The organism is Shimia aestuarii (assembly GCF_022814865.1).
Taxonomy (GTDB): Bacteria; Pseudomonadota; Alphaproteobacteria; order Rhodobacterales; family Rhodobacteraceae; genus Shimia; species Shimia aestuarii_A.
The window spans coordinates 206,775-228,668 of record NZ_JAKVRD010000002.1 but is presented as its reverse complement, the minus strand read 5'-3'; the positions used below and the strand labels follow the sequence as shown (position 1 = coordinate 228,668).

Here is a 21,894-nt window from a genome sequence, read left to right as displayed (position 1 = left end):
ACGCTGCATCAGAATCATGAAATCTCCAAGCAAAATTTCACGAACACACTCAGATCGCGTTCTTGAACACCTTGGCAAGGATCACGGCAAGGCGGTCTGCGTCTTCTTCGGTGAAGGCATCGGGTTGATCGCTGTCGAGGTCGAATACCGCGATCACCTCTCCCGCGCCATTCCAGACCGGGAGGACAAGCTCCGAACGCGTTGAGGACGCACAGGCGATATGGCCGGGGAACGCTTCAACATCCGGCACAAGCTGCACCTCACCAGTGCGCGCCGCCGCGCCGCAAACGCCGCGCGAGAAAGGAATGACAAGGCAGCCATGCCCGCCCTGATACGGCCCGATCTTGAGCAGGTCCGGCGCCACCACACGGTAGAACCCGGTCCAGTCGAACCGGTCATCGCTATGATGCACCTCGCAGGCCATCGTCGCCATAAGAGCGACCGCATCCGTTTCGCCCTCGGCCACCGCCGTGATCCGCTGTTCCAACTCGTCGTAGTCGATCCGCATGGCTTCCGCTCCTATCCCAACCGCGCCCGTAGCCAGCGCGCCGTGTCCTGAAGCGCCTCATCACCCTGCGGGATCACCTTCGTCAAGGACATGAAGGCATGAATCTGCCCCGGATAGGCGATGAGATCGGCCTCTGCCCCCGCCGCGCGTAGCGCCTCGGCATAGGCATGTGCGTCGTCCCAAAGCGGATCATGCCCGCCCGCTACGACAAGCGCCGGGGGCTGATCGCCCAGCGTGTCGGAGAAAATCGGGGAAACGCGCGGATCATGGCGATCCTGCCCCTCGGGAAGATACATCCCGAGATACCAGTCGATCCGCGACGCCGGCAGGAGCGGTTGGTCGCGCAGATCATTCATCGAATCCGTTTTCAACCGCGCATCGACGCCGGGATAGAGCAAAACCTGTGCCGCCGGTTTCGGCAGCCCCCCGCGACAGATGTCATGCATAAGGCACGCCGTCAGGTTCCCGCCCGCGCTATCACCGCACACCACAAGGCGGTCTGCATCGGCCCGAACCTCCGCCGTGCCATCGACAAGCGCCGTGTAGCAGGCCAGAACATCATCGACCGCCGCCGGAAACGGATCTTCCGGTGCAAGGCGGTAGTCATAGGAAATGACCCGAATGCCCGCCATCTCGGCAAGCCTGCCACAGAGACCGTCATGTGTCTCTATTCCGCCCTGAATCCACCCCCCACCATGCAGGTAGAGAAGGGTCGGCACCCCCTCTTCCGACATACCTTCAGGCAGGTAGACCCGCGCGCGGCGCTCGCCCGCTGCGCCGGGCAACGTGATGTCGCGGGCCCGCACGCTCGCCGGGCAGGGTTTCTCGAACTTCGCCGCCATCACGGCAAGCTGCCGACGGCTTTCCTCGACGCTCGGCATCGCCTGCCCATCGCGCAGCCGCGCGACGAGGTCTGACGCCGCCTTGGCCTTGGGGTCAATCCTGCGCCCCGCAACCACCTCGCGTCGCCCGCCGTAGAGCGCGGCAACGACCGGCTCTGGCAAATTCAGCCGCAGGAATCCCCAAAGTATGGCAAGTTTCGACATGGCGTGGCCCTCCCTTTCGCGCGTGGCGCAAGGTTGGGCCGAAATGCCATGACGTGCAAGTGGGCGTCAGACGCGCTCGATCGCGATCGCAGTGCCTTCGCCGCCACCGATACAGATCGCCGCAACGCCGCGTTTCAATCCGCGCTTTTCGAGCGCGTTGAGAAGCGTCACCATGATCCGCGTACCAGAGGCGCCAATCGGATGACCGAGGGCACAGGCCCCGCCATTGACGTTGATGATATCGCGGGCAATCCCCATCTCTTTCATGAAGGCCATCGGCACGACCGCGAAGGCCTCGTTGACCTCCCAAAGGTCCACATCCCCCACGGACCAATCCAACCGCTCAAGCAGCTTGCGCGCCGCAGGCACCGGGGCGGTCGGGAACAACGACGGCGCCTGTGCGTGGCTCGCATGGCCAAGGACGCGCGCGCGGATCTTGAGGCCCTGCGCTTCTGCCGCCTCTTCTGACGCCATGACAAGCGCCGCCGCCCCGTCCGAAATCGACGAGGAGTTTGCCGCCGTCACCGTGCCATCCTTGCGGAAGGCGGGCTTGAGCATCGGAATCTTCTCGGGGCGTGCCTTGGCGGGCTGTTCATCGCGGGTGATGATCTCTTCGCCGGTGCGCGTATGAAGCGTCACGGCACAGATCTCCCCCTCGAAGGCACCAGAACGCTCTGCCTCGAGCGCATTGTCGAGCGAGGCAATCGCGTATTGATCCTGATCTTCGCGGGTGAACTGAAACGCCTCGGCGCAATCCTCGGCAAAGGTGCCCATGAGGCGGCCCTTGTCATAGGCATCTTCAAGCCCGTCGAGGAACATGTGGTCTTTGACCTCCTGATGCCCGATCCGCGCGCCATTGCGCATCTTGGGAAGGACATAGGGCGCGTTGGTCATGCTCTCCATGCCGCCCGCGATCATCGTGTTGGCATGGCCAAGCGCGATCTGGTCAAACGCCACCATCGCTGCCTTCATGCCCGAGCCGCACATCTTGTTGAGCGTGGTCGCCGGAACCTCTTCGCCAAGACCACCCGCGAAACCCGCCTGACGCGCCGGGGCTTGGCCTTGCCCGGCAGGCAGGACACAGCCCATGAGAACCTCATCGACCGTCTTGGCGCCTGCATCCGCCAGCGCCGCCTTGATCGCCGTCCCGCCAAGCTGTGCCGCTTCGACGCCGTCGAACATGCCCTGAAACCCGCCCATCGGCGTGCGGGCCGCGCCCGCGATCACTACGTTCTTCATTCTCGATTTCCTCCCGAGACTGGTGTCCTTTGCCCGGTTCTTTGGCGGACAAATCTTGCACGGTTATTTCAGCGCGCATCTTCTGCCCCTCCCCGGAGCAAGTCCACCCCGTGCTATTACGGGTGGCGAGAAACCCTTTGATAAGCATTTGCCCCTAGCGTCAGGGCAAACCAAAGGAGAACCCGACAATGAACCTCTCGCGCCATGAGGCGACGGCGGATGCCTGTGTCGTCTCGGTCAACGAAACCCGGATCGACGCCGCCGTCGCGATCCAGTTCAAGGATCGCATGCGGGATCTGAGCGACGAGGCCTTCGCCCGTATTGTGCTCGATCTGGGACAGGTCGATTTCATCGACTCGAGCGGGCTTGGCGCGATCGTCGCCGCCATGAAACAGCTTGGACCCGATCGCCGCCTCGATCTCGCCGCACTCAATCCCAATGTCGATAAGGTTTTTCGCCTGACACGGATGGATAGCGTGTTCCACATTTTCGAGACGCCGGAGGCCGCGCTTGCACAGTAACCTGGCCCGCCGCGACCCCTCTCACACCAGCCCGGATCGCCCCTCAATGGCCGATATGCAATTCTCTCTCGACTTTCCCGGAAGCCCCAAGGCGGTGCGTCACGTGCTGACCGATATTCGCGGGCGCGCCAAAGAGGGCGGAAGCGGGCCGGACACGGTAGGCCAGATCGAGATCGTCTTGGCCGAGGTGCTCAACAACGTCGTCGAACACGCGCTCCGGCACGAGGAAGAGGGCGAAATTCATCTGCGCGCCACGCATACCGCGCAAGGTTGGCACTTTGACATCCGCGACACGGGTGTGCCGATTCCCGGCGGTCTCGTGCCGCGGCCCGACCTGCCAAGCCCGGATTGCCCACTGCGCGACCTGCCCGAAGGCGGTTTCGGCTGGGCCATCGTCAACATGCTCGCCCGCGAACTCTCTTATGTGCGCGCGGACGGGTGCAATCATCTCTCCTTCTCGATCCCCGAGAGCTGACGACCGGATTGGCAAAGCGCGCGTCTCGTCCTAGGGTCAGCCCAAAGCGCGAGGGGAGACACACATGAGAGATTTTCATTTGCCGGGACGCAGCGCGGTTTATGCCGAGAACGGCATCTGCGCGACATCGCACCCGCTGGCCGCGGCAACCGCGATCGACATTCTGAAACAAGGCGGCAACGCCCTGGACGCCGCCATCGCGGGCGCGGTCCTGCTTGGCATTTGCGAACCACAGATGACGGGGATCGGCGGTGATTGCTTTGTCCTGATCTCGCATCCCGACAGCGATGAGGTCGAGGCCTATAACGGCTCGGGCCGCGCGCCCGCCGCGGCCTCCGCCGCCGATCTGCGCGCGCGCGGCCTCTCGACCGTGCCAACCTACGGCCCCGAGGCCGTGACGATCCCCGGCGCGATCGACGCCTTCTGCCGTCTTTCCGAGAGCCATGGCAAGCTCGGCCTCGACGCACTTCTTCAGCCTGCGATCCACTATGCCGATGCGGGCGTGCCCGTCGCGCCGCGCGTCGCCTTCGATTGGGGCGCTGGTGCCGAGATCCTGCAAGGTGCGGCACGCACGCACTACCTCGTCAATGGTGCGGTGCCCAAGGTCGGCCAGATGTTCCGCGCGCCCGGTCAGGCCGAAGTCTTGCGTCGTATCGCCAAAGATGGACGCGCCGCTTTCTACGAAGGCGAGATCGCCGAGGACATGGTTGCCGCCCTGACCGCCCTCGGCGGCGTCCACACCACCGAGGATTTCGCCGCCGCTCAAGGCATGCCAACAACGCCGATTGACGGCCCCTATAAGGGTGCCAACCTTGTCGAACATCCGCCGAATGGCCAGGGCGCAACAGCGCTCTTGATGCTCAACATTCTCGACCAGTTTGGCATCGCCGCGATGGACCCGTTTGGCGCTGAACGCGTCCATATCGAGGCCGAGGCCGCCAAGCTCGCCTATGATGCGCGCAACCGCTTCCTCGCCGACCCCGATCATGTCTCGCGCCTCGATCACATGCTCTCGCCCGAGACCGCCCAGCGCCTTGCCGCTCTGATTGATCCGGACCGCGCGATGGAGGCCGCCGCGCCCCTTTCCGAAGCCGTCCACAAGGACACAATCTATATCACCGTCGTGGACAAGGACCGCATGTCGGTCTCGCTCATCTACTCGATTTTCCACGGCTTTGGTTCGGGCATCGCATCGGAGAAATTCGGCATCCTGCTCCAGAACCGGGGCGCAGGCTTTACCCTCGAAGCGGGGCACGCCAACGAGATGCAGGGCGGCAAGCGGCCCATGCACACGATCATCCCCGCCATGCTGCGCAAAGAGGGCCGCGTGACCATGCCCTTCGGCGTCATGGGCGGCGCCTACCAACCCAACGGTCACGCACGTTTCGTCTCGAACCTTGTCGATTTTGGCATGGACCCGCAGACCGCCATCGACGCCCCCCGCGCGTTTTCCGACGCGGGCGAATTGAAGCTCGAGAAGGGCTATGACGAGGATGTGGCCCGAGCGCTTGCCGACAAGGGGCACACCGTCGTCCGCCCAGAAACCCCGATCGGCGGTGCACAAGCCATCCAGATTCACCCCGAAGGCATCCTTGAAGGGGCATCCGACGCCCGCAAGGACGGCTGCGCTCTAGGATACTGAAGAAATGCCCATCACACCTGTCAAAACCCTCGTCGCCAAGGCCCGCGACGTAATCGAAACCCTGCCCCAAGACCGTGCCGAGGCGATGGTCGAGGCGGGCGAGGCCCTCTTCGTCGATATTCGTGACATTCGCGAGCTGGACCGCGAAGGGCGTATCCCCGGCGCGATCCACGCGCCGCGCGGTATGCTCGAGTTCTGGGTCGACCCGGAAAGCCCCTATTTCAAGCCCGTCTTTGAGACCGACAAGACACTCATCCTGTTCTGCGCCTCCGCATGGCGCTCGGCTCTGGCAACGCGCGACCTTCAGAACATGGGGTTTGAGAACGTCGCCGAAATGGAAGGCGGATTCAGCCAGTGGAAAGCCCGAGGCGCGGCCATCGAAAAGGCCTAGTCGCGCCAGCGGCGTGATTAGTTGAGCTGAAAATGAAGCGGGTATTGCCCGTCTTCGAACGGCCCGAACATGTCGGGGATATCCGGGTGGTCGACCGGCTCGCCCGAATAGTCGGCAATCAGGTTCTGCTCGGACACATAGGCGACGTAATAGGACTGATCGTTCTCCGCCAGAAGGTGATAGAACGGTTGCTCCTTATCGGGGCGGCTTTCCTCGGGGATCGCCGCATACCATTCGTCTGTGTTGGCAAATTCCGGGTCCACGTCAAACACCACACCGCGAAACGGATGTTTGCGGTGACGGACAACTTGGCCGAGATGGTATTTTGCGCGTGTCGTGTTCATAACTTGCAGCCCCTACCGACCAAAGTTAAGCCTTTCAAGGGGTGTTTGTCCAACCATCGGGCATAAAATTCAGGGAAACAGTTTGTGAACCTTGCTTTGACAGTTCTGGAGATCGTCGCGCCCGTGTTCCTTCTGGCGGGGATCGGTTTCCTGTGGGTTCGGGCCGGGTTTGAATACCGAATCGAGTTCGTTACCCGCCTCGCCATGACGCTCGCCGTGCCGTGCCTGATCTTCACCGCCCTGATGAAAACAGAGGTCGATCTCGCCGCACTGGCAAACCTGACATTGGCCGCCATCGCCTCATATGCTGCGGTGGGCGTTGTTGGCGCGGCGCTGCTCCTGCTCTTGCGGCTGAACCAACAGACCTTTCTCGCCCCGTTCATCTTTGGCAACACCGGCAATCTTGGCATCCCTCTGGCACTTTTCGCCTTTGGCCAACCGGGCCTTGAACGCGCGGTGGTGCTCTTGGCTGTGAGCGCGGTTCTCTCCTTCACCCTCGGCATCTGGCTCGTCGCCGGGCGCGGGTCCTTCCTCAAGATCCTCAAAGAGCCGATGATCGGTGCAACATTCCTGGGCGCGCTCTTCCTCTGGCAGGGATGGGAAACGCCGCGCTTTCTCACCAACACGCTCGACCTCATCGGCCAGATGGCGATCCCGCTGATGCTGCTGACGCTCGGCGTCGCGGTCGCCCGCCTGACCCCGGCGCGCATCACCACGGCGATATGGCTCTCGCTCGTGAAACTGGTGATCTGCGCCGTGATCGCGTGGGGCATGGCGCGGGCCTTTGGCCTCGACGATATCTCTTTCGGTGTGCTGGTCCTGCAAATCTCGACCCCCGTCGCCGTCACCGCCTACCTCATCGCCGAGAAATACGGCGCCGATAGCGACTCTGTCGCGGGGTTTGTCGTGGTCTCGACCCTGATCTCCGTCGCCGGTCTGCCGCTTCTCCTCGCACTCGTGCTCTGAAGCCTATGAACTTTCGCCCGCCCGCGCGTATTGTGATTTGCGCGGTAGGGCCGGTTTGGGCTATTGTGCAGGAAATATAAAAAATCACATAGCGAGAGGCAGATGAGCAGATACTTTCGCACCCTGACCCTTTTGGTGCTGCTAGCGGCTTGCGGCGGTGGATATGATTCACCGCCCCGCAACCTGAATGACGCGTGTTCGATCCTGAAACAGCGTCCGAGTTATCACAAAGCGTTCCGCCGCACGGAACGTCGATGGGGCGTTCCCGTCGATGTGCAGATGGCGATCATCTATCAGGAAAGCAAGTTCGACAGCGATGCGCGCACGCCCTACCGCTATGTCCTCGGCGTGCTGCCAATGGGCCGCCAGAGTAGCGCCTTCGGCTATGCCCAAGCGCTCGATGCGACATGGGACCAATACCGCCGCGAGACTGGCAACCGCCGCGCCAAGCGCGACGACATCCGCGACGCATCGGACTTCATGGGCTGGTACATGAACGAAACCCGCGAAAGAAACGGCGTCTCGCTGGCCAATGCGCGGCATCAATACCTCGCCTATCACGAAGGCCACACCGGCTATGCCCGCGGCAACTACCGCAACAAGGCATGGCTGATGCGGGTATCACAGGAAGTTGCCGATCGCGCCCGCATGTATCGCGCGCAACTGGCAAGCTGCCGGGTCCGCTAAGGGCCTACTTCAGGCCCTCTTGCTTGGTGTGAAGCTGAATGTTGAACAGGCTGCTGCCAAAGTCGCGGCCTGTTTCCATTTCGCCAAGGATCACGGTCGTGCGCCCGCCATTGCCATCATTGATGACCCACTGGCGCAACTCGACCGGATCACCGGTGAACATCATGTCGATGCTGCCATATTCCGGATGCGCCGGGTCTTGCGCCCGAACACGGGTGATCGTGCCGTCATACTCATGCGCCGTGACCATATCAGCCCGGCCAAGATCAACCTGATCCTCAAGGATCACCGATAGCGGTGTGCGCTGAAGCGGATAGGTCTCGGGCGGCTGGTTTGACCGCCCGTCAAAGATCGCGACCGTGTTGCCGCTCGCCAGAACCATCGCCTTTTCCGGCGGATCGTATTCAAACCGGATCCGCCCCGGACGCTTAAGAAAGAGCCGTCCGGTCGAGATCGAGCCATCATCATTGATCTGGGTAAAGGCCGCCTCAACCGTCTTCAGGTTGTTGAGATAGGCCGAGACATCCGCCAGAGGCAGGATATCCGCCCGAAGCGGCAACGCCGAGGCGATCGTTAAGGCAAGGGCCATCAAGGGTCGTTTCATACGCATATCCAAGAAATAAGCGCGCGCCGCCCGGAATGCACCCCCGGCGGCGCTCACATTGTCGCGCACAGGTGCTCGATGCGCGGCTTATTGCTGTTCCGGCACGAGGATTTCGCGCTTGCCGACATGGTTGGCCGGGCTGACAAGCCCCTCTTCCTCCATCTGCTCCACGAGACGTGCCGCCTTGTTGTAGCCGATGGAGAGCTTGCGCTGGATATAGGAGGTCGAACATTTGCGATCCTTGATGACGATGGCCACCGCCGTGTCATAGAGCGCGTCCTCGGAATCCGTGTTGCCACCAAGGCCAAGCACCGCGTCGATACCGTCCGCCTTTTCGTCAGCGGGCCCCTCGACCACGCCGCCGACATACGAAGGCGGGCCAAAGCTCTTGAGGTGGTTCACGATCTCCTCGACCTCTTCGTCGCTCACGAAGGGGCCATGACAGCGGGTGATCTTCGCACCGCCCGCCATATAGAGCATATCGCCCATCCCGAGGAGCTGTTCCGCGCCCATCTCGCCAAGGATCGTGCGGCTATCGACCTTCGAGGTCACCTGGAAGGAGATCCGCGTTGGGAAGTTGGCCTTGATCGTGCCGGTGATAACATCGACCGACGGGCGCTGCGTCGCCATGATGATGTGGATGCCAGAGGCCCGCGCCATCTGGGCGAGGCGCTGGATACAGGCTTCGATTTCTTTGCCCGCAACCATCATCAGGTCCGCCATCTCGTCCACGACGACCACGATATAGGGCATCTTCTCGGGCGCGAACTCTTCTGTCTCGAAGATCGGCTCGCCTGTCTCGTCGTCAAACCCCGTCTGCACCGTGCGGCTGAACATCTCGCCCTTGCCAAGCGCATCCGCGACGCGGCTGTTATAGCCGTCGATGTTGCGCACGCCCATCTTGGACATCTTGCGATAACGCTCTTCCATCTCGCCCACGACCCATTTGAGGGCGACAACCGCCTTTTTCGGATCGGTGACAACCGGGCTAAGCAGATGCGGAATCCCGTCATAGACCGACAGTTCGAGCATTTTCGGGTCGATCATGATGAGGCGGCACTCTTCCGGCGTCAGGCGATACAACAGCGACAGGATCATGGTGTTGATCGCCACCGATTTACCCGACCCCGTGGTCCCTGCGATCAAGAGGTGAGGCATCTTCGCGAGGTTCGCCACGATCGGATCACCGCCGATATCCTTGCCGAGCGCCAGCGGCAGTTTCATGTTCGAATCCCCAAAGTCCCGCGCCGACAGGATTTCCCGAAGGACGACCTTCTCGCGGTTCTCGTTGGGAAGTTCGATACCGATCACGCTCCGCCCCGGCACGGTCGAAACACGCGCGGAAAGGGCGCTCATCGAGCGCGCGATATCATCGGCAAGCCCGATCACCCGGCTCGCCTTGAGGCCCGGCGCGGGTTCGAGTTCGTACATCGTGACCACCGGGCCGGGACGCACCGACACGATCTCGCCCTTGACGCCATAGTCATCAAGCACCGCCTCAAGCATCCGGGCGTTCTCCTCGAGCGCCTCGTCGCTGAGGTGATGGCGCTGAATCTCCATCGGGTTCGCCAAAAGCCCGAGCGGCGGCAGTTCGTACTCGACCGCGGCCTCGTCAAAAGCCAACGATGGCTGTGCTTCGGCCTGCGCGCGGCTCGAGGGCTGCACGGTTTTCTGGCTGCGCGGCTGCACAACCTTCTTGGGTTCTGCGGTCGGGATGACCGGCGCGGCGTTTGGCTCCGGCGTCGCCCGGAGCGGCAACGGCTGGTCAAACCCTTCGATCAGGACCTCATCCGCGAAGGGGTCTTCCTCTCCGACTTCGGCCATTGGTGCCTCTGCGGCGCCAAAACCCGACGCCGTGAGCGGCGGTTCAGGCGGCAGGCCGCCCTGATAATATGGCTCGACGATCAACGGATCCGGTTGGCGACCGCGTCCCTTGGTCAGCGGCTTATCCTCCGGGAATTCCGGCGGCGAAACGGGTTGACCTTGCGCTTTGCGCAGGCGGATGGCCTCTGCGATCCGCGCCTGAATACGGTCCGGCTCTGGGGCATTCGCCGCATCGGCAAGGCATTCCTGCTCGACAAGCTCCGGCTCTGGCATCGGCTCGGGCCGTTTGATCAGGCTGGGCATCTTCGCAAGCAGCCCGGTCTTGGTGGGCTCCTCAGCCTTGAACGCCGCTGTAACGCTCGGCTCTGGCATGGCCTCAACCGCACTCGCCCAGCCTTGCGACGCGGCGCTGGCGACGCGGGCGTCAGCCTCGGCCTTACGCTCCTGTCGACGCACCTGCGCCTTTTGTGCGGCCTGCGCCGTGGCGCCCATGCCCTTGCCAAGAAGGCTCATGAGCGAGGCATAGCTAAGGATGATCCCGACCAGCATGAACCGCCCCACCTGACGCAGTTCCACACGGGTAAAGCCAAGCACGAAAAGCGACAGCGCAAGGAACCCCATCCCGACAAGCGCCGACAGGATCTTGATCCCCGTCACCGCGCCAATCGGCAGAATATTGAGGATCGCGCCAAGGAAGGTATCTCCGAAAAGCCCCCCAAGCCCGAAACTATGGGTCCAGTTGGCACCCGGCACGAGGGTCGAGGCATACATCGACCCAAGCGCGAGCATGATCGGCGCAAAGATCACCCGACCGACCGCGCGTTCTTCGCCCCGGTGCAGCGCGAAACGCACACCCCAGGCCCCTAGAACAAGCGCAATACCCCAACTGCCCCAACCGATGATGGTGAAAAGCGGCGCCGCAATCGACGCACCCATCCGGCCCATCCAGTTCTCGACAGGCGCATCCGTCGCCGAGATCCAGCTCGGGTCGTCCGGCGTGTAGGACACGATCATCGCCGCCGCCATCGCCGCCAGCACAAGTAGCGCGATACCGATCAATTCCTTGCCGCGTTTCTCGATCGCGGCTTGCGTGGTGCTGTCAAGGAGCGGGTCGCGCCCGCGTGCCTGATATGCCATGCTCGTTCCCTCGTCTCTTTTATCCGTAGAGGCAGTCGCGCAACGTGATGAGCGCGTCCTGCACCTGCGATTTTGGGGCCACCAAGGCGACCCGAGTATATCCTTTGCCGGGGTTTCCGGCCTCTGTGTCCCGGCTGAGATAGGCGCCCGGCAATACCCGCACCCCCGTCTCTTTCCAGAGTTTCAGCGCCGCCTCTTCCCCGTCCTCAACCGGAAGCCAAAGGAAGAATCCCGCCTCCGGGCTCTGGTAGCCCGGCACGCCCGCGAAAATCTCGTCGGCAAGCGCGAATTTCTCAGCATAGAGCCTGCGGTTCTCGACCACATGCGCCTCGTCGGCCCAGACCTTCTCTGCCGCCTTCTGCAACGGCAACGGCAGCGGCGCGCCCGAATAGGCCCGCAACTGGCGGATGCGACGAATGCACTCCGGCCCACCCGCCACAAAGCCAGAGCGCAGCCCCGGCAAGTTCGACCGCTTGGAAAGCGAATGGAAGATCACGACCCGCTCTGGGTCCGCCCCCATCTCTTTCGCCACCTCAAGCGCCCCGACCGGGGCCTCGTTGCGATAAATCTCGGAATAGCACTCATCCGCGAAGATGCGGAAATCGTGCTTCTCTGCCAGCGCAATAAGCTCTCGCCAATAGGCCCGATCCGCCACCGCGCCCTGCGGATTCGCGGGCGAGCAGATATAGGCGACCGCCACCCGGTCAAGCACCTCCGGCTGAAGCCCCGCATAGTCCGGCATAAACCCTGTCTCGGCCTCAGCATTGACAAAGACAGGCTCTGCCCCGACCGAGATCGCCGCCACGGCATAGACCTGATAAAACGGGTTCGGCACGAGAACCAAAGGCGTCTGGCCGTGCTTGGTTTCCGGGCAAAGCGCCATCAGCGCGTTGTAAAGCCCCTCGCGCGTCCCGTTGAGCGCCATGATCTGTTCCGCGCCAACCTCGACGCCATAGCGCCGGCCGATCCAACCCGAGATCGCGTCGAGCAATTCAGGCGTGCCGTCATTGGGCGGATAGCGATTGAACCCCTCGGCATGGTCCACAATCACATCCGTGACCCAGGCCGGAAACGCGTGTTTCGGCTCGCCAATGGTCATGTGCACGACATCGCCGCCGGGCTGATGGTGATCCAACAGCGCGCGCAGGCGCGGAAACGCATAGGCCGGAAGGTTCGAAAACCGCTCGGGAAACATATTCGGACTGCCTCAAGGTTCGGGATCGTTAGCGCCCCGTTTCCCACAGACTACAAAAGGTGGCTGCCTACGTCCAGAAAAATGCCCTGAAAGCCGCGCGTTGTGGCTTTTGCGCCCAAGGCGGGCGGGTCACTCGGCGCGAAGCGCCGCCTCGACTGCCGCCGCAACCCGCAACAGGCGTTCTTCGCCCATCGGCGCGCCAAGCATCATCAACCCGCAACTCGGAACCCCGGTCGGAAGCGACATTGCCGACACCCCCATCAGGTTGCCGATCCGCGTATTGCGCAACGCGAGCAGATTCTCGGTCACGTAATAGTCCTGGTCCGTCATCAACCGGGCGACATTCGGCGGCAAGATCGGCGAGGTCGGCAGAAGCACCGCATCGAACCCCGCAACCCGCGCATGCCAGCGCGCGCGCAAGGCGTCGAGCTTGTGCCACGCCGCGACATAGGTCGGGCCGTCGAACTGTGCTCCGGCCCGGAAACGTTCGAGAATTTGGTCGAACATCTTCTCTGGCGCGGCTTCGATCACGTCACGCCATGTGCCATAGGCCTCTGCCGTGAAGAGAGGCGCAGAAAGTGCAAGCGCCTCCGCCACTTCTGGCGCTTCAAGCGGGACAAGCTCTGCGCCAAGATCACGAAGCCGGTTGACCGTCTGCACATAGGCCGCCATCGGCGTTTCGCGCACATCGTCAAGCGCCGAGGTCTGCAACAGCGCGAACCGCTTGCCCTGAAGCGACGTGCCGCGCAGGTCCATCGGCTGCCGCCCTTCGAGCACCGCAAGCAAGAGCGCCGTATCTTCGACCGTGCGGCAAAGCGGCCCCACCGTGTCGAACTTTGCCGCAAGCGGCACCGTGCCCTCGCAAGACACCCGGCCCGCCGTGGTCTTGAGACCGACGAGATCGTTCCAGGCCGACGGGATTCGCACCGATCCGCCCGTGTCCGAACCGATCCCCGCCGCCGCAAGGCCAAAGGCGACCGAGGCCGCCGCGCCCGAGGACGATCCCCCCGGCACTGCGCCCGGATCATTGATACAGGGCGGCGTCGCCGTCATCGGGTTGAGACCAAGCCCGGAAAAAGCAAGCTCGGACATATGTGTCTTGCCAAGGCACACAAGGCCAAGCGCCGTCGCATTGCGAAGCACCTCCGCATCGCGTCCCGGCACCCGCCCTTCAAGAAGCTTCGACCCGGCCTCGGTCTCGACGCCCGCCGTATCGAACAGGTCTTTCCAACTGATCGGCACCCCGTCGAGCAGCGAAAGCCGCAGCCCGGCGCGGGCACGTTCCGCTGCGGCCTCGGCTTCGGCCAAGGCGCGCTCATGGGTCACGACGCTATAAATCCGGTCGCGGGCATCATGGCTGTCGATCGCGCCAAGAAACGCCTGCGTGAGCGCCACGGGATCAATCGCCCCGTCACCAATTCCGCGCCCAAGCTCCGCCGCGCTTTTCGAGAGCCAATCCAACATGCCTGTCCCCTTGCTAAATCCTGCGAAAGCGACGGTAGCCGCCCGGCGCGGCATGGACAATCCCGATTACAAGCGCATATTTGGCCTATGAGCTATGACAGAGACATCGTTATCGCCGGTGGTGGCCTGAATGGCCCGGCCCTTGCGCTTGGGCTGGCGCAGGCGGGCTTTACCGTGACCGTGGTCGATCCTCGCCCCCGCTCTGCGCGGGCCGAGGACAATTTCGACGGGCGCGGCTATGCGCTGGCGCTGGCCTCGACGCGGCTTCTCGATGCGATCGGCGTCTGGTCGCGCGTCAAATCGGACGCGCAGGTGATGAACGAGATTAAGGTTACGGACGGACGCGCGGGCGAAGGCCCCTCGCCCTTCTTTTTGCATTTCGAACGCGGCGCGCTCGAAGAGGGGCCGATGGGCCATATGCTCGAGGATCGGTTTCTTTATCGCGCCTTCCTTGCCGCCATGGACGAAGATGACCGCATCACCCTCATCACCGAGGATTCGGTCGTCGACCAAGAGGTCGATACCGCCGGTGTCACCGCGACGCTCGCCTCGGGCAAGACGATCCGCGCCCGCCTCCTCGTCGGCTGCGACGGTCGGCAATCCGGCGTGCAGCGCCGCGCCGGGATTACCCGCACCGGCTGGGGTTATGGGCAGACCGCGCTTGTCTGCGCCATCGCCCATGAAAAACCCCATGACGGCGTCGCGCATCAGTTCTTTATGCCCCCCGGCCCCCTCGCGATCCTGCCTTTGCCGGGCAATATCTCTTCCATCGTCTGGAGCGAAACCGACGAGACCGCCGCCCGGTTCCAATCGCTTTCCGACGAAGATTACCTTGCCGCCCTGCGCCCGCGGTTCGGCGACTTTCTGGGCGAGATTTCCCTTGCGGGCAAACGCTTTACCTATCCCCTGAACCTGACCGTCGCCGACGCTTTCATCGCCGATCGCGTGGCGCTTGTCGGAGATGCGGCGCATGGGATGCACCCGATTGCGGGCCAAGGGCTCAATGCCGGGTTGCGCGATGTCGGTGCGCTTGTGCAGGTGCTCGACGAGGCCCGCCGGCGCGGCGAAGATATCGGCACCGAAGCCGTTCTCGAACGCTACCAAGAATGGCGCCGCTTCGACACGCAGGCGCTCATCGCTGCGACGGACCTCACGAACAAGCTATTCTCGAATGACAACCCGCTTCTGCGGCTCGGGCGCGACCTTGGCCTTGGCCTCGTCAACGCGATCCCGCCGCTGCGCCGTGGCATGATCCGCGAGGCGGCCGGCCTGACCGGGGAGCTGCCCGCGCTCATGCGCTAAGCCGCGCCTCGCCACTGCCAACGCCAAAGTCGACAGTCCGATCCCGGACCCGAAGCTCGACCGACACCCGTTCATCCCAATACCGCGGATCACAAAGCATCGCGCGCGGCAGGCGGTCATAACGAAACACCTTGCGCCGCACCTCGCAGAACTCGACGTCATAGGCATCGCCTTCGACCTCGCCCTCGGCAATCAACCGCGCCTTGAGCTCTGCCTCCCTCTGTTTCAGGGCTGCAATCTCTTCCCGAATATACCCAAGCGCATCCGCCGGACTCACACGTGACATGGCCGCCTCCTTCTGGTGACGGCCCATGCAAACACGTCGGGGGTTAATACCCTCTGAACGCCAATCGTCTTTTCGAAAGACCCCGTGGCCTAGTCGAGCACCCGCGCCTCATCGACAAGCATCACGGGAATGCCATTGCGGATCGGAAAGGCAAGGTTCGCGCTCTTGGAAATCAGCTCCTGCGCCTCGGCATCATATTCGAGCGTGCCGCGCGTCTGCGGACAGATCAGCGCCTCGAGCATCCGACGGTCAAAAAGCGGTGCTTTCTCAGTCATTGCATCACATCCTCTCCCGCGCCGCCTCTGAGCGCGAATTCGATCAACGTCACGAGGGTCTCCCGCCGCGTGGCCAGCGACGGCGCCTCAAGAAGCGCCTGCTTGTCCTCGGGGGCAAAGTCAAGAAGCATGGAGAGCGAATTGATGAGCAACTCGTCCTCTGCCTCGCGCAATGTCTCCCAATCGGTCGAAAGGTCCATGGTATCGAAATACCGCTCTAAGACCGACATGAACGCCGCACGATCAAAATCGACGTCGTGTTCCTGCCCGCCAAGATCTTGTGCAAACCCGTCCCAACTCACCTCACAGCGCCGATAAGGCGTGAACCCCTCGACCTCGCGCAGCACTCGGAACCGCGAGCCCCCCGACAGCGTGATGAGATAGCGCCCATCCTCGGTCTCCGAGAATTGCGTCACGCGCCCGACACAGCCGATAGATTGCAGCCCCGGCCCTTCACGGCCCGGAACCTCGTTGGGTTGCACCATGCCGATCAACCGCTCCGGCGTCTTGAGCGCATCGTCGAGCATCGCGAGGTAACGCGGCTCAAAGATATGGAGCGGCAGGCGCGAGCGCGGCAGGAGCAGCGCCCCCGGCAATGGAAAAATCGGGATCGTACCGGGAAGATCGGAAACTTTGAACATGCAGGAAAGCTTAGCGCGCTTTGCGCGTCAGGCAAATATCATCGAGCTGAGCTTGCGCCGCCCGTTAAGCACCACCGGATCGTTGGGTTTGAGCGCCTCGAAAATGGTAAAGAGCTGCGCCTTGGCCGCCCCATCATGCCATTCCCGGTCGCGCCGGAAAAGCTCGAGAAGTTCCTCGACCGCGGCCTCGGCCTCACCCGCCGCATGAAGCGCCTGAGCAAGGTCGTACCGGGCTTGGTGGTTGTCCGGATCTGCATCGACCGCCGCACGCAATTCCGCCACCGGACCAGCGTTTTCGGCCTGCCGGGCAAGCTCAAGCTGCGCCTTCGCGGCCTCAACTTCCGGCGTTGTCGCCATCGCCTCGGGGCATTGCGCCAGAACCGCCTCGGCCTGATCAAGCGCACCAAGTGCGATATTGGCCCGGATCAACCCGCCAAAGGCCGGCGCGTTGTCCTGCTCCTGTTCGAGGATCGCGGCGAATGTCTCGCCCGCGCCCTGCGCATCGCCTTCGGCAAGCATCGCCTCGGCGGCCTCGACGGCATCGGCAAGGCCATTGTCGGCTTCACCGCCGCCCGCCTCGATGACACGCTGCACAAAGGCGTCAATCTCGCTCGGCGGAAGCGCCCCTTGGAACCCGTCCACCGGCTGGCCCTGATAAAAGGCATAGACGGTCGGGATCGACTGCACCCGCATCTGGCCCGCGATCATCTGGTTCTCGTCGACATTGACCTTGGCCATCTTGACCGCGCCCTTCGCCGCCGTCACCGCCGCCTCAAGCGCCGGGCCAAGCTGTTTGCACGGGCCGCACCAAGGTGCCCAGAAATCGACGATGACCGGAACCTCCTGCGAGGCCTCAACCACGTCGGCCATGAAAGTGGCCTCGGTCACATCCTTGATAAGATCGCCGGCCGGTGCCGCGTTGCCTTGTCCAAGTTCGAGCATGGGTCTTCCCCCTCATCTGTCGTGTTGGCCCCTATATGGCCCTTGTGGCCAAGCCTGCCAACCCGTCACATCTGTGAAACCGGCACCACCGCGTTACAGACGCAATACCGACGCAATACCGACCTGCGTTTCTCAGAGATCGAAGGTCGCAAAGACCGGTGCGTGGTCGCTCGGTTTCTCCCATCCGCGCGCCGCGCGCAGGACCCGGCTGCCATGCCCCGCGTTGGAAATATCCGGCGTGGCCCAGACATGGTCGAGCCGCCGCCCCTTGTCCGCCGCGTCCCAGTCCTTCGCGCGATAGGACCACCAGCTATAGAGCAAACCTTCGGGAATATCCTGCCGCGTGATGTCGACCCATTTGCCCGCATCCTGCGTCTCGGCAAGGTGCTCGACCTCAATGGGCGTGTGGCTCACGATCTTCAAAAGCTGCTTGTGATTCCACACATCGTCCTCTCGCGGGGCGATGTTCAAGTCCCCGACAAGAATGGATTTTTCCGGTCTCTCCCCGTGGAACCAATCGCGCATCTCGGTGAGGTAGTCGAGCTTCTGACCAAACTTCTCATTGATCTCACGGTCCGGTTTGTCGCCGCCCGCCGGGACATAGAAATTCTGGATCGTGACCCCGTTCTCAAGCCGGCCCGCAACGTGGCGCGCATGGCCAAGTGCGGCGAAATCCTTGTCGCCTGCATCTTCCATCGGGATCTTCGACAGGATCGCAACCCCGTTATATCCCTTCTGCCCCCGCGCCACGATGTAGTTGTATCCAAGCGCCCTGAAGCCCTCGGTCGGAATCTTCTCGACCGGGCTTTTGCACTCCTGCAAGCAGAGCACGTCCGGCGCCTCTTCCTCAAGCAATTTCAAGACGATAGGCTCTCGAAGGCGCACCGAGTTGATGTTCCATGTGGCAAGGGTAAAGGCCATGATCCGCTCCGTTTCCTATCCGTTGTCGCGCCACCTTAACCGCTCGCCCCAAGGCCCGCCACGGCGAAAACCGCCTCCATCTTCTTCTCTGTCCAAATACTCAATCCCCGCCGCGCCGCCACGATACGCTCGACATTCTGGCGCAGCCCTTCAACATGGCCCCGAGGAGGAAACACCATGATCTTTTACGATTGCGCCACCGCGCCAAGCCCCCGCCGCGCCCGCATGTTCATCGCCGAGAAAGGGCTTTCGGTCGAGACCCGCGAGGTCTCGCTCGCCAAGGGAGAACAGCTCTCGCCTGAATTCCTAGCGATCCACCCCGGCGCTACGGTCCCCGTGCTGGCGACCGAAAGCGGCCTGATCCTGAGCGAGAATATCGCCATCGCAACCTATCTCGAGGAGATGCACCCCGAACCGCCTCTCCTAGGCACCACCGCCGAAGAAAAGGCCCTGATTCAGATGTGGAACGCCCGGATCGAGCATCAGCTCGGCCTAGCCATCGCCGAAGCCCTGCGCAACGGCAACCCACATATGAAGGGTCGCGCCCTGCCCGGCCCGGACAATTTCGAACAGATTCCCGCCTTGGCCAAACGCGGCCTCGAACGCGCAACCCTGTTTTTCGACCGGCTCGACGCGCACCTCGCAGATCGCGACTATATCGCCGCTGACGGGTTCTCCTTCGCTGATATCACGGGCTTTGTCTTTGTCGATTTCGCCCGTGTCATCAAACTGCGTGTCGATGACACCCGCCCCGATCTGAAACGCTGGTACGACCGGATCGCCGCGCGCCCAAGCGCCTCTCTCTAAACAAAAAAAGAGGCCCGGAACAAATCCGGGCCCAGTCCAACAGGGAGGTGCATGTCATAACCCAGACATGCAAGGGATACGTAATAGTGGGTATGTTCTAAAGATTCATTGAATCCGTGACTTTGACCCAGATCAACGAAATTTTCGCAAATCGGAAAATTCCGTCACGGCATATTGCATCGCTGCAGCACCCCATCACGCAACAAGGCGATACCCACCAGACTCCGTAATGAGCAACCGTGCGTTGGACGGATCGGGCTCGATCTTCTGACGCAGGCGGTAGATATGGGTCTCGAGCGTATGGGTCGTGACCCCCGCGTTATAGCCCCAGACCTCGTGCAAAAGCACGTCGCGCGGCACCACGCCCTCGCTCGATCGGTAGAGGAACTTGAGGATATTGGCCTCTTTCTCCGTCAGGCGAATTTTCCGATCGTCCTCGGTCACGAGCATCTTCATCGCCGGTTTGAACGTATACGGCCCAAGCTGGAACACGGCGTCTTCCGATTGTTCATGCTGGCGCAGCTGCGCGCGGATACGGGCAAGGAGCACAGGGAACTTGAAGGGTTTCGGCACATAGTCATTCGCCCCGGCATCAAGGCCAAGGATGGTGTCGGCGTCGCTGTCATGCCCCGTGAGCATGAGGATCGGGCATTTGACGCCCTGTTTGCGCATCAGCTTGCAAAGCTCGCGCCCGTCGGTGTCCGGCAGGCCTACGTCAAGGATCATCAGGTCATACAGGCCTTCCTTGGCCTTCACCATGGCTTCGCTGCCGTTGCCGGCCTCGAACACATCGAAATCCTCGGTCATGTCGAGCTGCTCGGCCAGCGCCTCGCGCAGGTCCTCGTCATCATCGACAAGCAGGATCTTCTTGAGCTGGGCCATCTCGACCTCCCTTTCTCTCTTCGTCGCATGACATGTGGCGCGCCCTCACGCGTTCGACAAGAATTGCTGCAATCCTCTCACGGCCTCGTGTAATTCACCCGTGATATGTTTCATAATGCGACAATCGGGGATACACCTGTCCCTCAAAACCGTAACACTATAACAAGCCCCACCCATGAGCTTCGCACCCGACATTATCGAACGCCTTGCCCGCGCCCGCGCTGACCTGCGCATGGGGGTGCCGATCTTGCTGACTGGCAACGGCGCGGCGGTGCTTGTCCTCGCTGCGGAAACACTCAAGGCAGAGCGTTTGGATGATCTGCGCGCCCTCGGGGGGCATCCGGTGCTTGCGATTACGGCCCGTCGCGCCACGACCCTGAAGGCCCATGCCTATGACGGCGATCTTGCACGTATCAACCTGCCCTCGGACGCGAGCCTTGCATGGGTCCGGGATATTGCCGATCCGGCGGATGATCTCGCCTCTCCGATGAAGGGGCCGCTCTTGGCTGAGCGCGGCGGCGACGCTGGCCTACACCGGGCCGCGATCAAGCTGGCGAAATCGGCCCAGCTTTTGCCCGCTACCGTCGTGACCGACCTAAAGGATCCCGCCGGGTTTGCCCTTGCCAATGGCCTGACGGTGATTCCCGCCGACCTCGCCGCGCCGCATCTCGAAGCGACAAGCCCCCTGCACCCGGTTGTTCATGCCCGCCTACCCATGGAAGCGGCCGAGGCCGGGCGGCTGCATATCTTCCGCCCCGAGGATGGCGGCGAAGAGCATTACGCGATCGAGATCGGCCGCCCGCCACGCGACGAACCCGTTCTCGCCCGCCTGCATTCTGCCTGCTTTACCGGCGATGTCCTTGGAAGTCTCAAATGCGATTGTGGCCCGCAACTGCGCGGTGCCTTGACACAGATGGGCCAGGAAGGCGCGGGCGTCCTCCTCTACCTCAATCAGGAAGGGCGCGGCATCGGCCTAGCCAACAAGATGCGCGCCTATAGCCTTCAGGATCAGGGCTTTGACACGGTCGAGGCCAATCACCGCCTCGGCTTTGAAGATGACGAGCGCGATTTCCGCATCGGCGCGAAAATTCTTCGCGAACTCGGTTTTTCCTCGGTACGCCTGCTGACCAACAACCCGCGCAAGGTCTCGATGATGGAAGATCATGGGATTTCCGTAGCCGAACGCGTACCGCTCAAAGTCGGCGAGAATGCCCACAACCGCACCTATCTCGCCACCAAGGCGGCGAAATCCGGGCACTTGCTATGACGCCTGCTGATCTCGTCCTGACACCGCGCGGCGTGCGCTTCATGGGCCGCTATATTCCCTGCTCCATCGGCAAGGGCGGCCTGACGTCAGAGAAACGGGAAGGGGACGGCGCGACACCGCGCGGCGTCCACCGGATCACCGGCCTCCTCTACCGCGCTGACCGCCTGCTTGCGCCCGCGCCTTGGGCGATGGCGATCGGCAAAGATGATCTCTGGTCAGATGCCCCCGACGATCCGGCCTATAATACCCTCGTGCGCGCGCCTTATTCCCCAAGCCACGAGCACCTGCGCCGCGCTGATCCGCTCTATGATGTGATTCTGCTGACGGATTGGAACTGGCCCGACGCAACGCCGGGCGGTGGCTCGGCGATTTTCCTGCATCAATATCGCCGCAAGGGCTATCCGACCGAAGGCTGCATCGCCTTTCGCCGCGATCATCTGCTCTGGATTGCCGCCCATGCCGCGCCGGGCACGCGGGTGATCGTCCGCTAAAAAGGGCTTTCGAAAATCCTTAGACGCGATTTCGAAG

General features: G+C 62.6%; 24 protein-coding genes. 10 read left to right on the top strand and 14 right to left on the bottom strand.

Annotation, left to right across the window (positions count from 1 at the left end; translation table 11 throughout):
• Window positions 1-49 precede the first annotated feature (49 nt).
• The 3 genes from MK745_RS03245 to MK745_RS03235 all read right to left on the bottom strand — a co-directional run bounded on the left by MK745_RS03245 (window position 50) and on the right by MK745_RS03235 (window position 2,793).
• Window positions 50-508, bottom strand: a complete 459-nt coding sequence (locus MK745_RS03245) for a GAF domain-containing protein (protein ID WP_243611827.1) — start codon at window positions 506-508, stop codon at window positions 50-52.
• An 11-nt stretch (window positions 509-519) separates the two neighbouring features.
• A complete protein-coding gene (locus MK745_RS03240) occupies window positions 520-1,554 on the bottom strand; it encodes an alpha/beta hydrolase (protein WP_243611826.1) in 1,035 nt (344 codons plus the stop codon).
• Window positions 1,555-1,620: 66 nt separating this feature from the next.
• Window positions 1,621-2,793 (bottom strand): thiolase family protein, encoded by a 1,173-nt coding sequence (locus tag MK745_RS03235; protein WP_243611825.1) that lies wholly within the window; start codon window positions 2,791-2,793, stop codon window positions 1,621-1,623.
• A gap of 188 nt (window positions 2,794-2,981) precedes the next feature.
• Here MK745_RS03235 and MK745_RS03230 point away from each other — a divergent pair, with 188 nt between their 5' ends.
• The 4 genes from MK745_RS03230 to MK745_RS03215 all read left to right on the top strand — a co-directional run bounded on the left by MK745_RS03230 (window position 2,982) and on the right by MK745_RS03215 (window position 5,822).
• Complete coding sequence (locus MK745_RS03230; protein ID WP_243611824.1) at window positions 2,982-3,314, top strand: STAS domain-containing protein; 333 nt, start codon at window positions 2,982-2,984, stop codon at window positions 3,312-3,314.
• Window positions 3,315-3,360: 46 nt separating this feature from the next.
• Window positions 3,361-3,789, top strand: coding sequence for an ATP-binding protein (locus MK745_RS03225; protein ID WP_243611823.1), 429 nt, complete (start codon window positions 3,361-3,363; stop codon window positions 3,787-3,789).
• A 64-nt stretch (window positions 3,790-3,853) separates the two neighbouring features.
• Entirely contained in the window at window positions 3,854-5,431 is a 1,578-nt protein-coding gene (locus tag MK745_RS03220; protein ID WP_243611822.1) for a gamma-glutamyltransferase family protein, read from the top strand.
• 4 nt (window positions 5,432-5,435) lie between these two features.
• Window positions 5,436-5,822, top strand: coding sequence for a rhodanese-like domain-containing protein (locus MK745_RS03215; protein ID WP_243611821.1), 387 nt, complete (start codon window positions 5,436-5,438; stop codon window positions 5,820-5,822).
• Between the two features lie 17 nt (window positions 5,823-5,839).
• Here the strand turns inward: MK745_RS03215 and hspQ are convergent, their stop codons facing one another.
• A complete protein-coding gene (gene hspQ, locus MK745_RS03210; protein WP_243611820.1) occupies window positions 5,840-6,166 on the bottom strand; it encodes a heat shock protein HspQ in 327 nt (108 codons plus the stop codon).
• 84 nt (window positions 6,167-6,250) lie between these two features.
• Here hspQ and MK745_RS03205 point away from each other — a divergent pair, with 84 nt between their 5' ends.
• Together MK745_RS03205 and MK745_RS03200 are read left to right on the top strand one after the other, a co-directional pair.
• Window positions 6,251-7,132 carry an AEC family transporter gene (locus MK745_RS03205; RefSeq protein ID WP_243611819.1) on the top strand — a complete coding sequence of 294 codons (882 nt, stop codon included), beginning with the start codon at window positions 6,251-6,253 and terminating at the stop codon, window positions 7,130-7,132.
• 102 nt (window positions 7,133-7,234) lie between these two features.
• Window positions 7,235-7,819, top strand: a complete 585-nt coding sequence (locus tag MK745_RS03200) for a transglycosylase SLT domain-containing protein (protein ID WP_243611818.1) — start codon at window positions 7,235-7,237, stop codon at window positions 7,817-7,819.
• A 4-nt stretch (window positions 7,820-7,823) separates the two neighbouring features.
• On the opposite strand, the gene MK745_RS03195 is transcribed toward MK745_RS03200, so the two are convergent.
• The 4 genes from MK745_RS03195 to MK745_RS03180 all read right to left on the bottom strand — a co-directional run bounded on the left by MK745_RS03195 (window position 7,824) and on the right by MK745_RS03180 (window position 14,043).
• The gene (locus MK745_RS03195; RefSeq protein WP_243611817.1) at window positions 7,824-8,423 is read right to left on the bottom strand and encodes a LolA family protein; all 600 of its coding nucleotides are present in this window, start codon (window positions 8,421-8,423) and stop codon (window positions 7,824-7,826) included.
• 87 nt (window positions 8,424-8,510) lie between these two features.
• Complete coding sequence (locus tag MK745_RS03190) at window positions 8,511-11,384, bottom strand: DNA translocase FtsK (RefSeq protein ID WP_243611816.1); 2,874 nt, start codon at window positions 11,382-11,384, stop codon at window positions 8,511-8,513.
• Window positions 11,385-11,403: 19 nt separating this feature from the next.
• Window positions 11,404-12,579 carry an aminotransferase class I/II-fold pyridoxal phosphate-dependent enzyme gene (locus tag MK745_RS03185; protein WP_243611815.1) on the bottom strand — a complete coding sequence of 392 codons (1,176 nt, stop codon included), beginning with the start codon at window positions 12,577-12,579 and terminating at the stop codon, window positions 11,404-11,406.
• Window positions 12,580-12,708: 129 nt separating this feature from the next.
• Entirely contained in the window at window positions 12,709-14,043 is a 1,335-nt protein-coding gene (locus MK745_RS03180) for an amidase (RefSeq protein ID WP_243611814.1), read from the bottom strand.
• A gap of 87 nt (window positions 14,044-14,130) precedes the next feature.
• Here MK745_RS03180 and MK745_RS03175 point away from each other — a divergent pair, with 87 nt between their 5' ends.
• Window positions 14,131-15,345, top strand: a complete 1,215-nt coding sequence (locus tag MK745_RS03175) for an FAD-dependent monooxygenase (protein ID WP_243611813.1) — start codon at window positions 14,131-14,133, stop codon at window positions 15,343-15,345.
• Here the strand turns inward: MK745_RS03175 and MK745_RS03170 are convergent.
• The 5 genes from MK745_RS03170 to MK745_RS03150 form a co-directional block, all read right to left on the bottom strand.
• A complete protein-coding gene (locus tag MK745_RS03170) occupies window positions 15,335-15,631 on the bottom strand; it encodes a hypothetical protein (RefSeq protein ID WP_243611812.1) in 297 nt (98 codons plus the stop codon). The two genes, MK745_RS03175 and MK745_RS03170, sit on opposite strands and share 11 nt — an antisense overlap.
• A gap of 89 nt (window positions 15,632-15,720) precedes the next feature.
• Window positions 15,721-15,906 (bottom strand): Trm112 family protein, encoded by a 186-nt coding sequence (locus MK745_RS03165; protein WP_243611811.1) that lies wholly within the window; start codon window positions 15,904-15,906, stop codon window positions 15,721-15,723.
• On the bottom strand, window positions 15,903-16,547 hold the full coding sequence (locus MK745_RS03160) for an LON peptidase substrate-binding domain-containing protein (protein ID WP_243611810.1): 645 nt from the start codon (window positions 16,545-16,547) through the stop codon (window positions 15,903-15,905). Before MK745_RS03160 ends, MK745_RS03165 begins: the two co-directional genes overlap by 4 nt.
• A gap of 27 nt (window positions 16,548-16,574) precedes the next feature.
• Window positions 16,575-17,489, bottom strand: coding sequence for a thioredoxin family protein (locus MK745_RS03155; protein ID WP_243611809.1), 915 nt, complete (start codon window positions 17,487-17,489; stop codon window positions 16,575-16,577).
• 132 nt (window positions 17,490-17,621) lie between these two features.
• Entirely contained in the window at window positions 17,622-18,410 is a 789-nt protein-coding gene (locus MK745_RS03150; RefSeq protein WP_243611808.1) for an exodeoxyribonuclease III, read from the bottom strand.
• Between the two features lie 177 nt (window positions 18,411-18,587).
• Here MK745_RS03150 and MK745_RS03145 point away from each other — a divergent pair, with 177 nt between their 5' ends.
• The gene (locus tag MK745_RS03145; RefSeq protein WP_243611807.1) at window positions 18,588-19,217 is read left to right on the top strand and encodes a glutathione S-transferase family protein; all 630 of its coding nucleotides are present in this window, start codon (window positions 18,588-18,590) and stop codon (window positions 19,215-19,217) included.
• A gap of 195 nt (window positions 19,218-19,412) precedes the next feature.
• On the opposite strand, the gene MK745_RS03140 is transcribed toward MK745_RS03145, so the two are convergent.
• On the bottom strand, window positions 19,413-20,099 hold the full coding sequence (locus tag MK745_RS03140) for a response regulator transcription factor (RefSeq protein ID WP_243611806.1): 687 nt from the start codon (window positions 20,097-20,099) through the stop codon (window positions 19,413-19,415).
• A 175-nt stretch (window positions 20,100-20,274) separates the two neighbouring features.
• Here MK745_RS03140 and ribA point away from each other — a divergent pair, with 175 nt between their 5' ends.
• Both ribA and MK745_RS03130 read left to right on the top strand, forming a co-directional pair.
• Window positions 20,275-21,366 carry a GTP cyclohydrolase II gene (gene ribA / locus MK745_RS03135; protein ID WP_243611805.1) on the top strand — a complete coding sequence of 364 codons (1,092 nt, stop codon included), beginning with the start codon at window positions 20,275-20,277 and terminating at the stop codon, window positions 21,364-21,366.
• Window positions 21,363-21,857: a L,D-transpeptidase family protein gene (locus tag MK745_RS03130; protein ID WP_243611804.1), complete on the top strand. Its 495-nt coding sequence runs from the start codon at window positions 21,363-21,365 to the stop codon at window positions 21,855-21,857. The genes ribA and MK745_RS03130 overlap by 4 nt, the downstream gene beginning before the upstream one ends.
• Window positions 21,858-21,894 lie beyond the last annotated feature (37 nt).

Excerpts from the sequence above, each read along its gene's own strand:
- hspQ (WP_243611820.1), bottom strand. The coding sequence starts at position 6,166 with ATGAACACGACACGCGCAAAATACCATCTCGGCCAAGTTGTCCGTCAC.
- MK745_RS03130 (WP_243611804.1), top strand. The coding sequence starts at position 21,363 with ATGACGCCTGCTGATCTCGTCCTGACACCGCGCGGCGTGCGCTTCATG.
- MK745_RS03150 (WP_243611808.1), bottom strand. The coding sequence starts at position 18,410 with ATGGCCTTTACCCTTGCCACATGGAACATCAACTCGGTGCGCCTTCGA.
- ribA (WP_243611805.1), top strand. The coding sequence starts at position 20,275 with ATGAGCTTCGCACCCGACATTATCGAACGCCTTGCCCGCGCCCGCGCT.
- MK745_RS03220 (WP_243611822.1), top strand. The coding sequence starts at position 3,854 with ATGAGAGATTTTCATTTGCCGGGACGCAGCGCGGTTTATGCCGAGAAC.
- MK745_RS03230 (WP_243611824.1), top strand. The coding sequence starts at position 2,982 with ATGAACCTCTCGCGCCATGAGGCGACGGCGGATGCCTGTGTCGTCTCG.
- MK745_RS03160 (WP_243611810.1), bottom strand. The coding sequence starts at position 16,547 with ATGTTCAAAGTTTCCGATCTTCCCGGTACGATCCCGATTTTTCCATTG.
- MK745_RS03140 (WP_243611806.1), bottom strand. The coding sequence starts at position 20,099 with ATGGCCCAGCTCAAGAAGATCCTGCTTGTCGATGATGACGAGGACCTG.
- MK745_RS03155 (WP_243611809.1), bottom strand. The coding sequence starts at position 17,489 with ATGCTCGAACTTGGACAAGGCAACGCGGCACCGGCCGGCGATCTTATC.
- MK745_RS03170 (WP_243611812.1), bottom strand. The coding sequence starts at position 15,631 with ATGTCACGTGTGAGTCCGGCGGATGCGCTTGGGTATATTCGGGAAGAG.
- MK745_RS03180 (WP_243611814.1), bottom strand. The coding sequence starts at position 14,043 with ATGTTGGATTGGCTCTCGAAAAGCGCGGCGGAGCTTGGGCGCGGAATT.
- MK745_RS03145 (WP_243611807.1), top strand. The coding sequence starts at position 18,588 with ATGATCTTTTACGATTGCGCCACCGCGCCAAGCCCCCGCCGCGCCCGC.
- MK745_RS03190 (WP_243611816.1), bottom strand. The coding sequence starts at position 11,384 with ATGGCATATCAGGCACGCGGGCGCGACCCGCTCCTTGACAGCACCACG.
- MK745_RS03175 (WP_243611813.1), top strand. The coding sequence starts at position 14,131 with ATGAGCTATGACAGAGACATCGTTATCGCCGGTGGTGGCCTGAATGGC.
- MK745_RS03185 (WP_243611815.1), bottom strand. The coding sequence starts at position 12,579 with ATGTTTCCCGAGCGGTTTTCGAACCTTCCGGCCTATGCGTTTCCGCGC.
- MK745_RS03195 (WP_243611817.1), bottom strand. The coding sequence starts at position 8,423 with ATGAAACGACCCTTGATGGCCCTTGCCTTAACGATCGCCTCGGCGTTG.
- MK745_RS03215 (WP_243611821.1), top strand. The coding sequence starts at position 5,436 with ATGCCCATCACACCTGTCAAAACCCTCGTCGCCAAGGCCCGCGACGTA.
- MK745_RS03225 (WP_243611823.1), top strand. The coding sequence starts at position 3,361 with ATGGCCGATATGCAATTCTCTCTCGACTTTCCCGGAAGCCCCAAGGCG.
- MK745_RS03245 (WP_243611827.1), bottom strand. The coding sequence starts at position 508 with ATGCGGATCGACTACGACGAGTTGGAACAGCGGATCACGGCGGTGGCC.
- MK745_RS03200 (WP_243611818.1), top strand. The coding sequence starts at position 7,235 with ATGAGCAGATACTTTCGCACCCTGACCCTTTTGGTGCTGCTAGCGGCT.
- MK745_RS03240 (WP_243611826.1), bottom strand. The coding sequence starts at position 1,554 with ATGTCGAAACTTGCCATACTTTGGGGATTCCTGCGGCTGAATTTGCCA.
- MK745_RS03235 (WP_243611825.1), bottom strand. The coding sequence starts at position 2,793 with ATGAAGAACGTAGTGATCGCGGGCGCGGCCCGCACGCCGATGGGCGGG.
- MK745_RS03165 (WP_243611811.1), bottom strand. The coding sequence starts at position 15,906 with ATGACTGAGAAAGCACCGCTTTTTGACCGTCGGATGCTCGAGGCGCTG.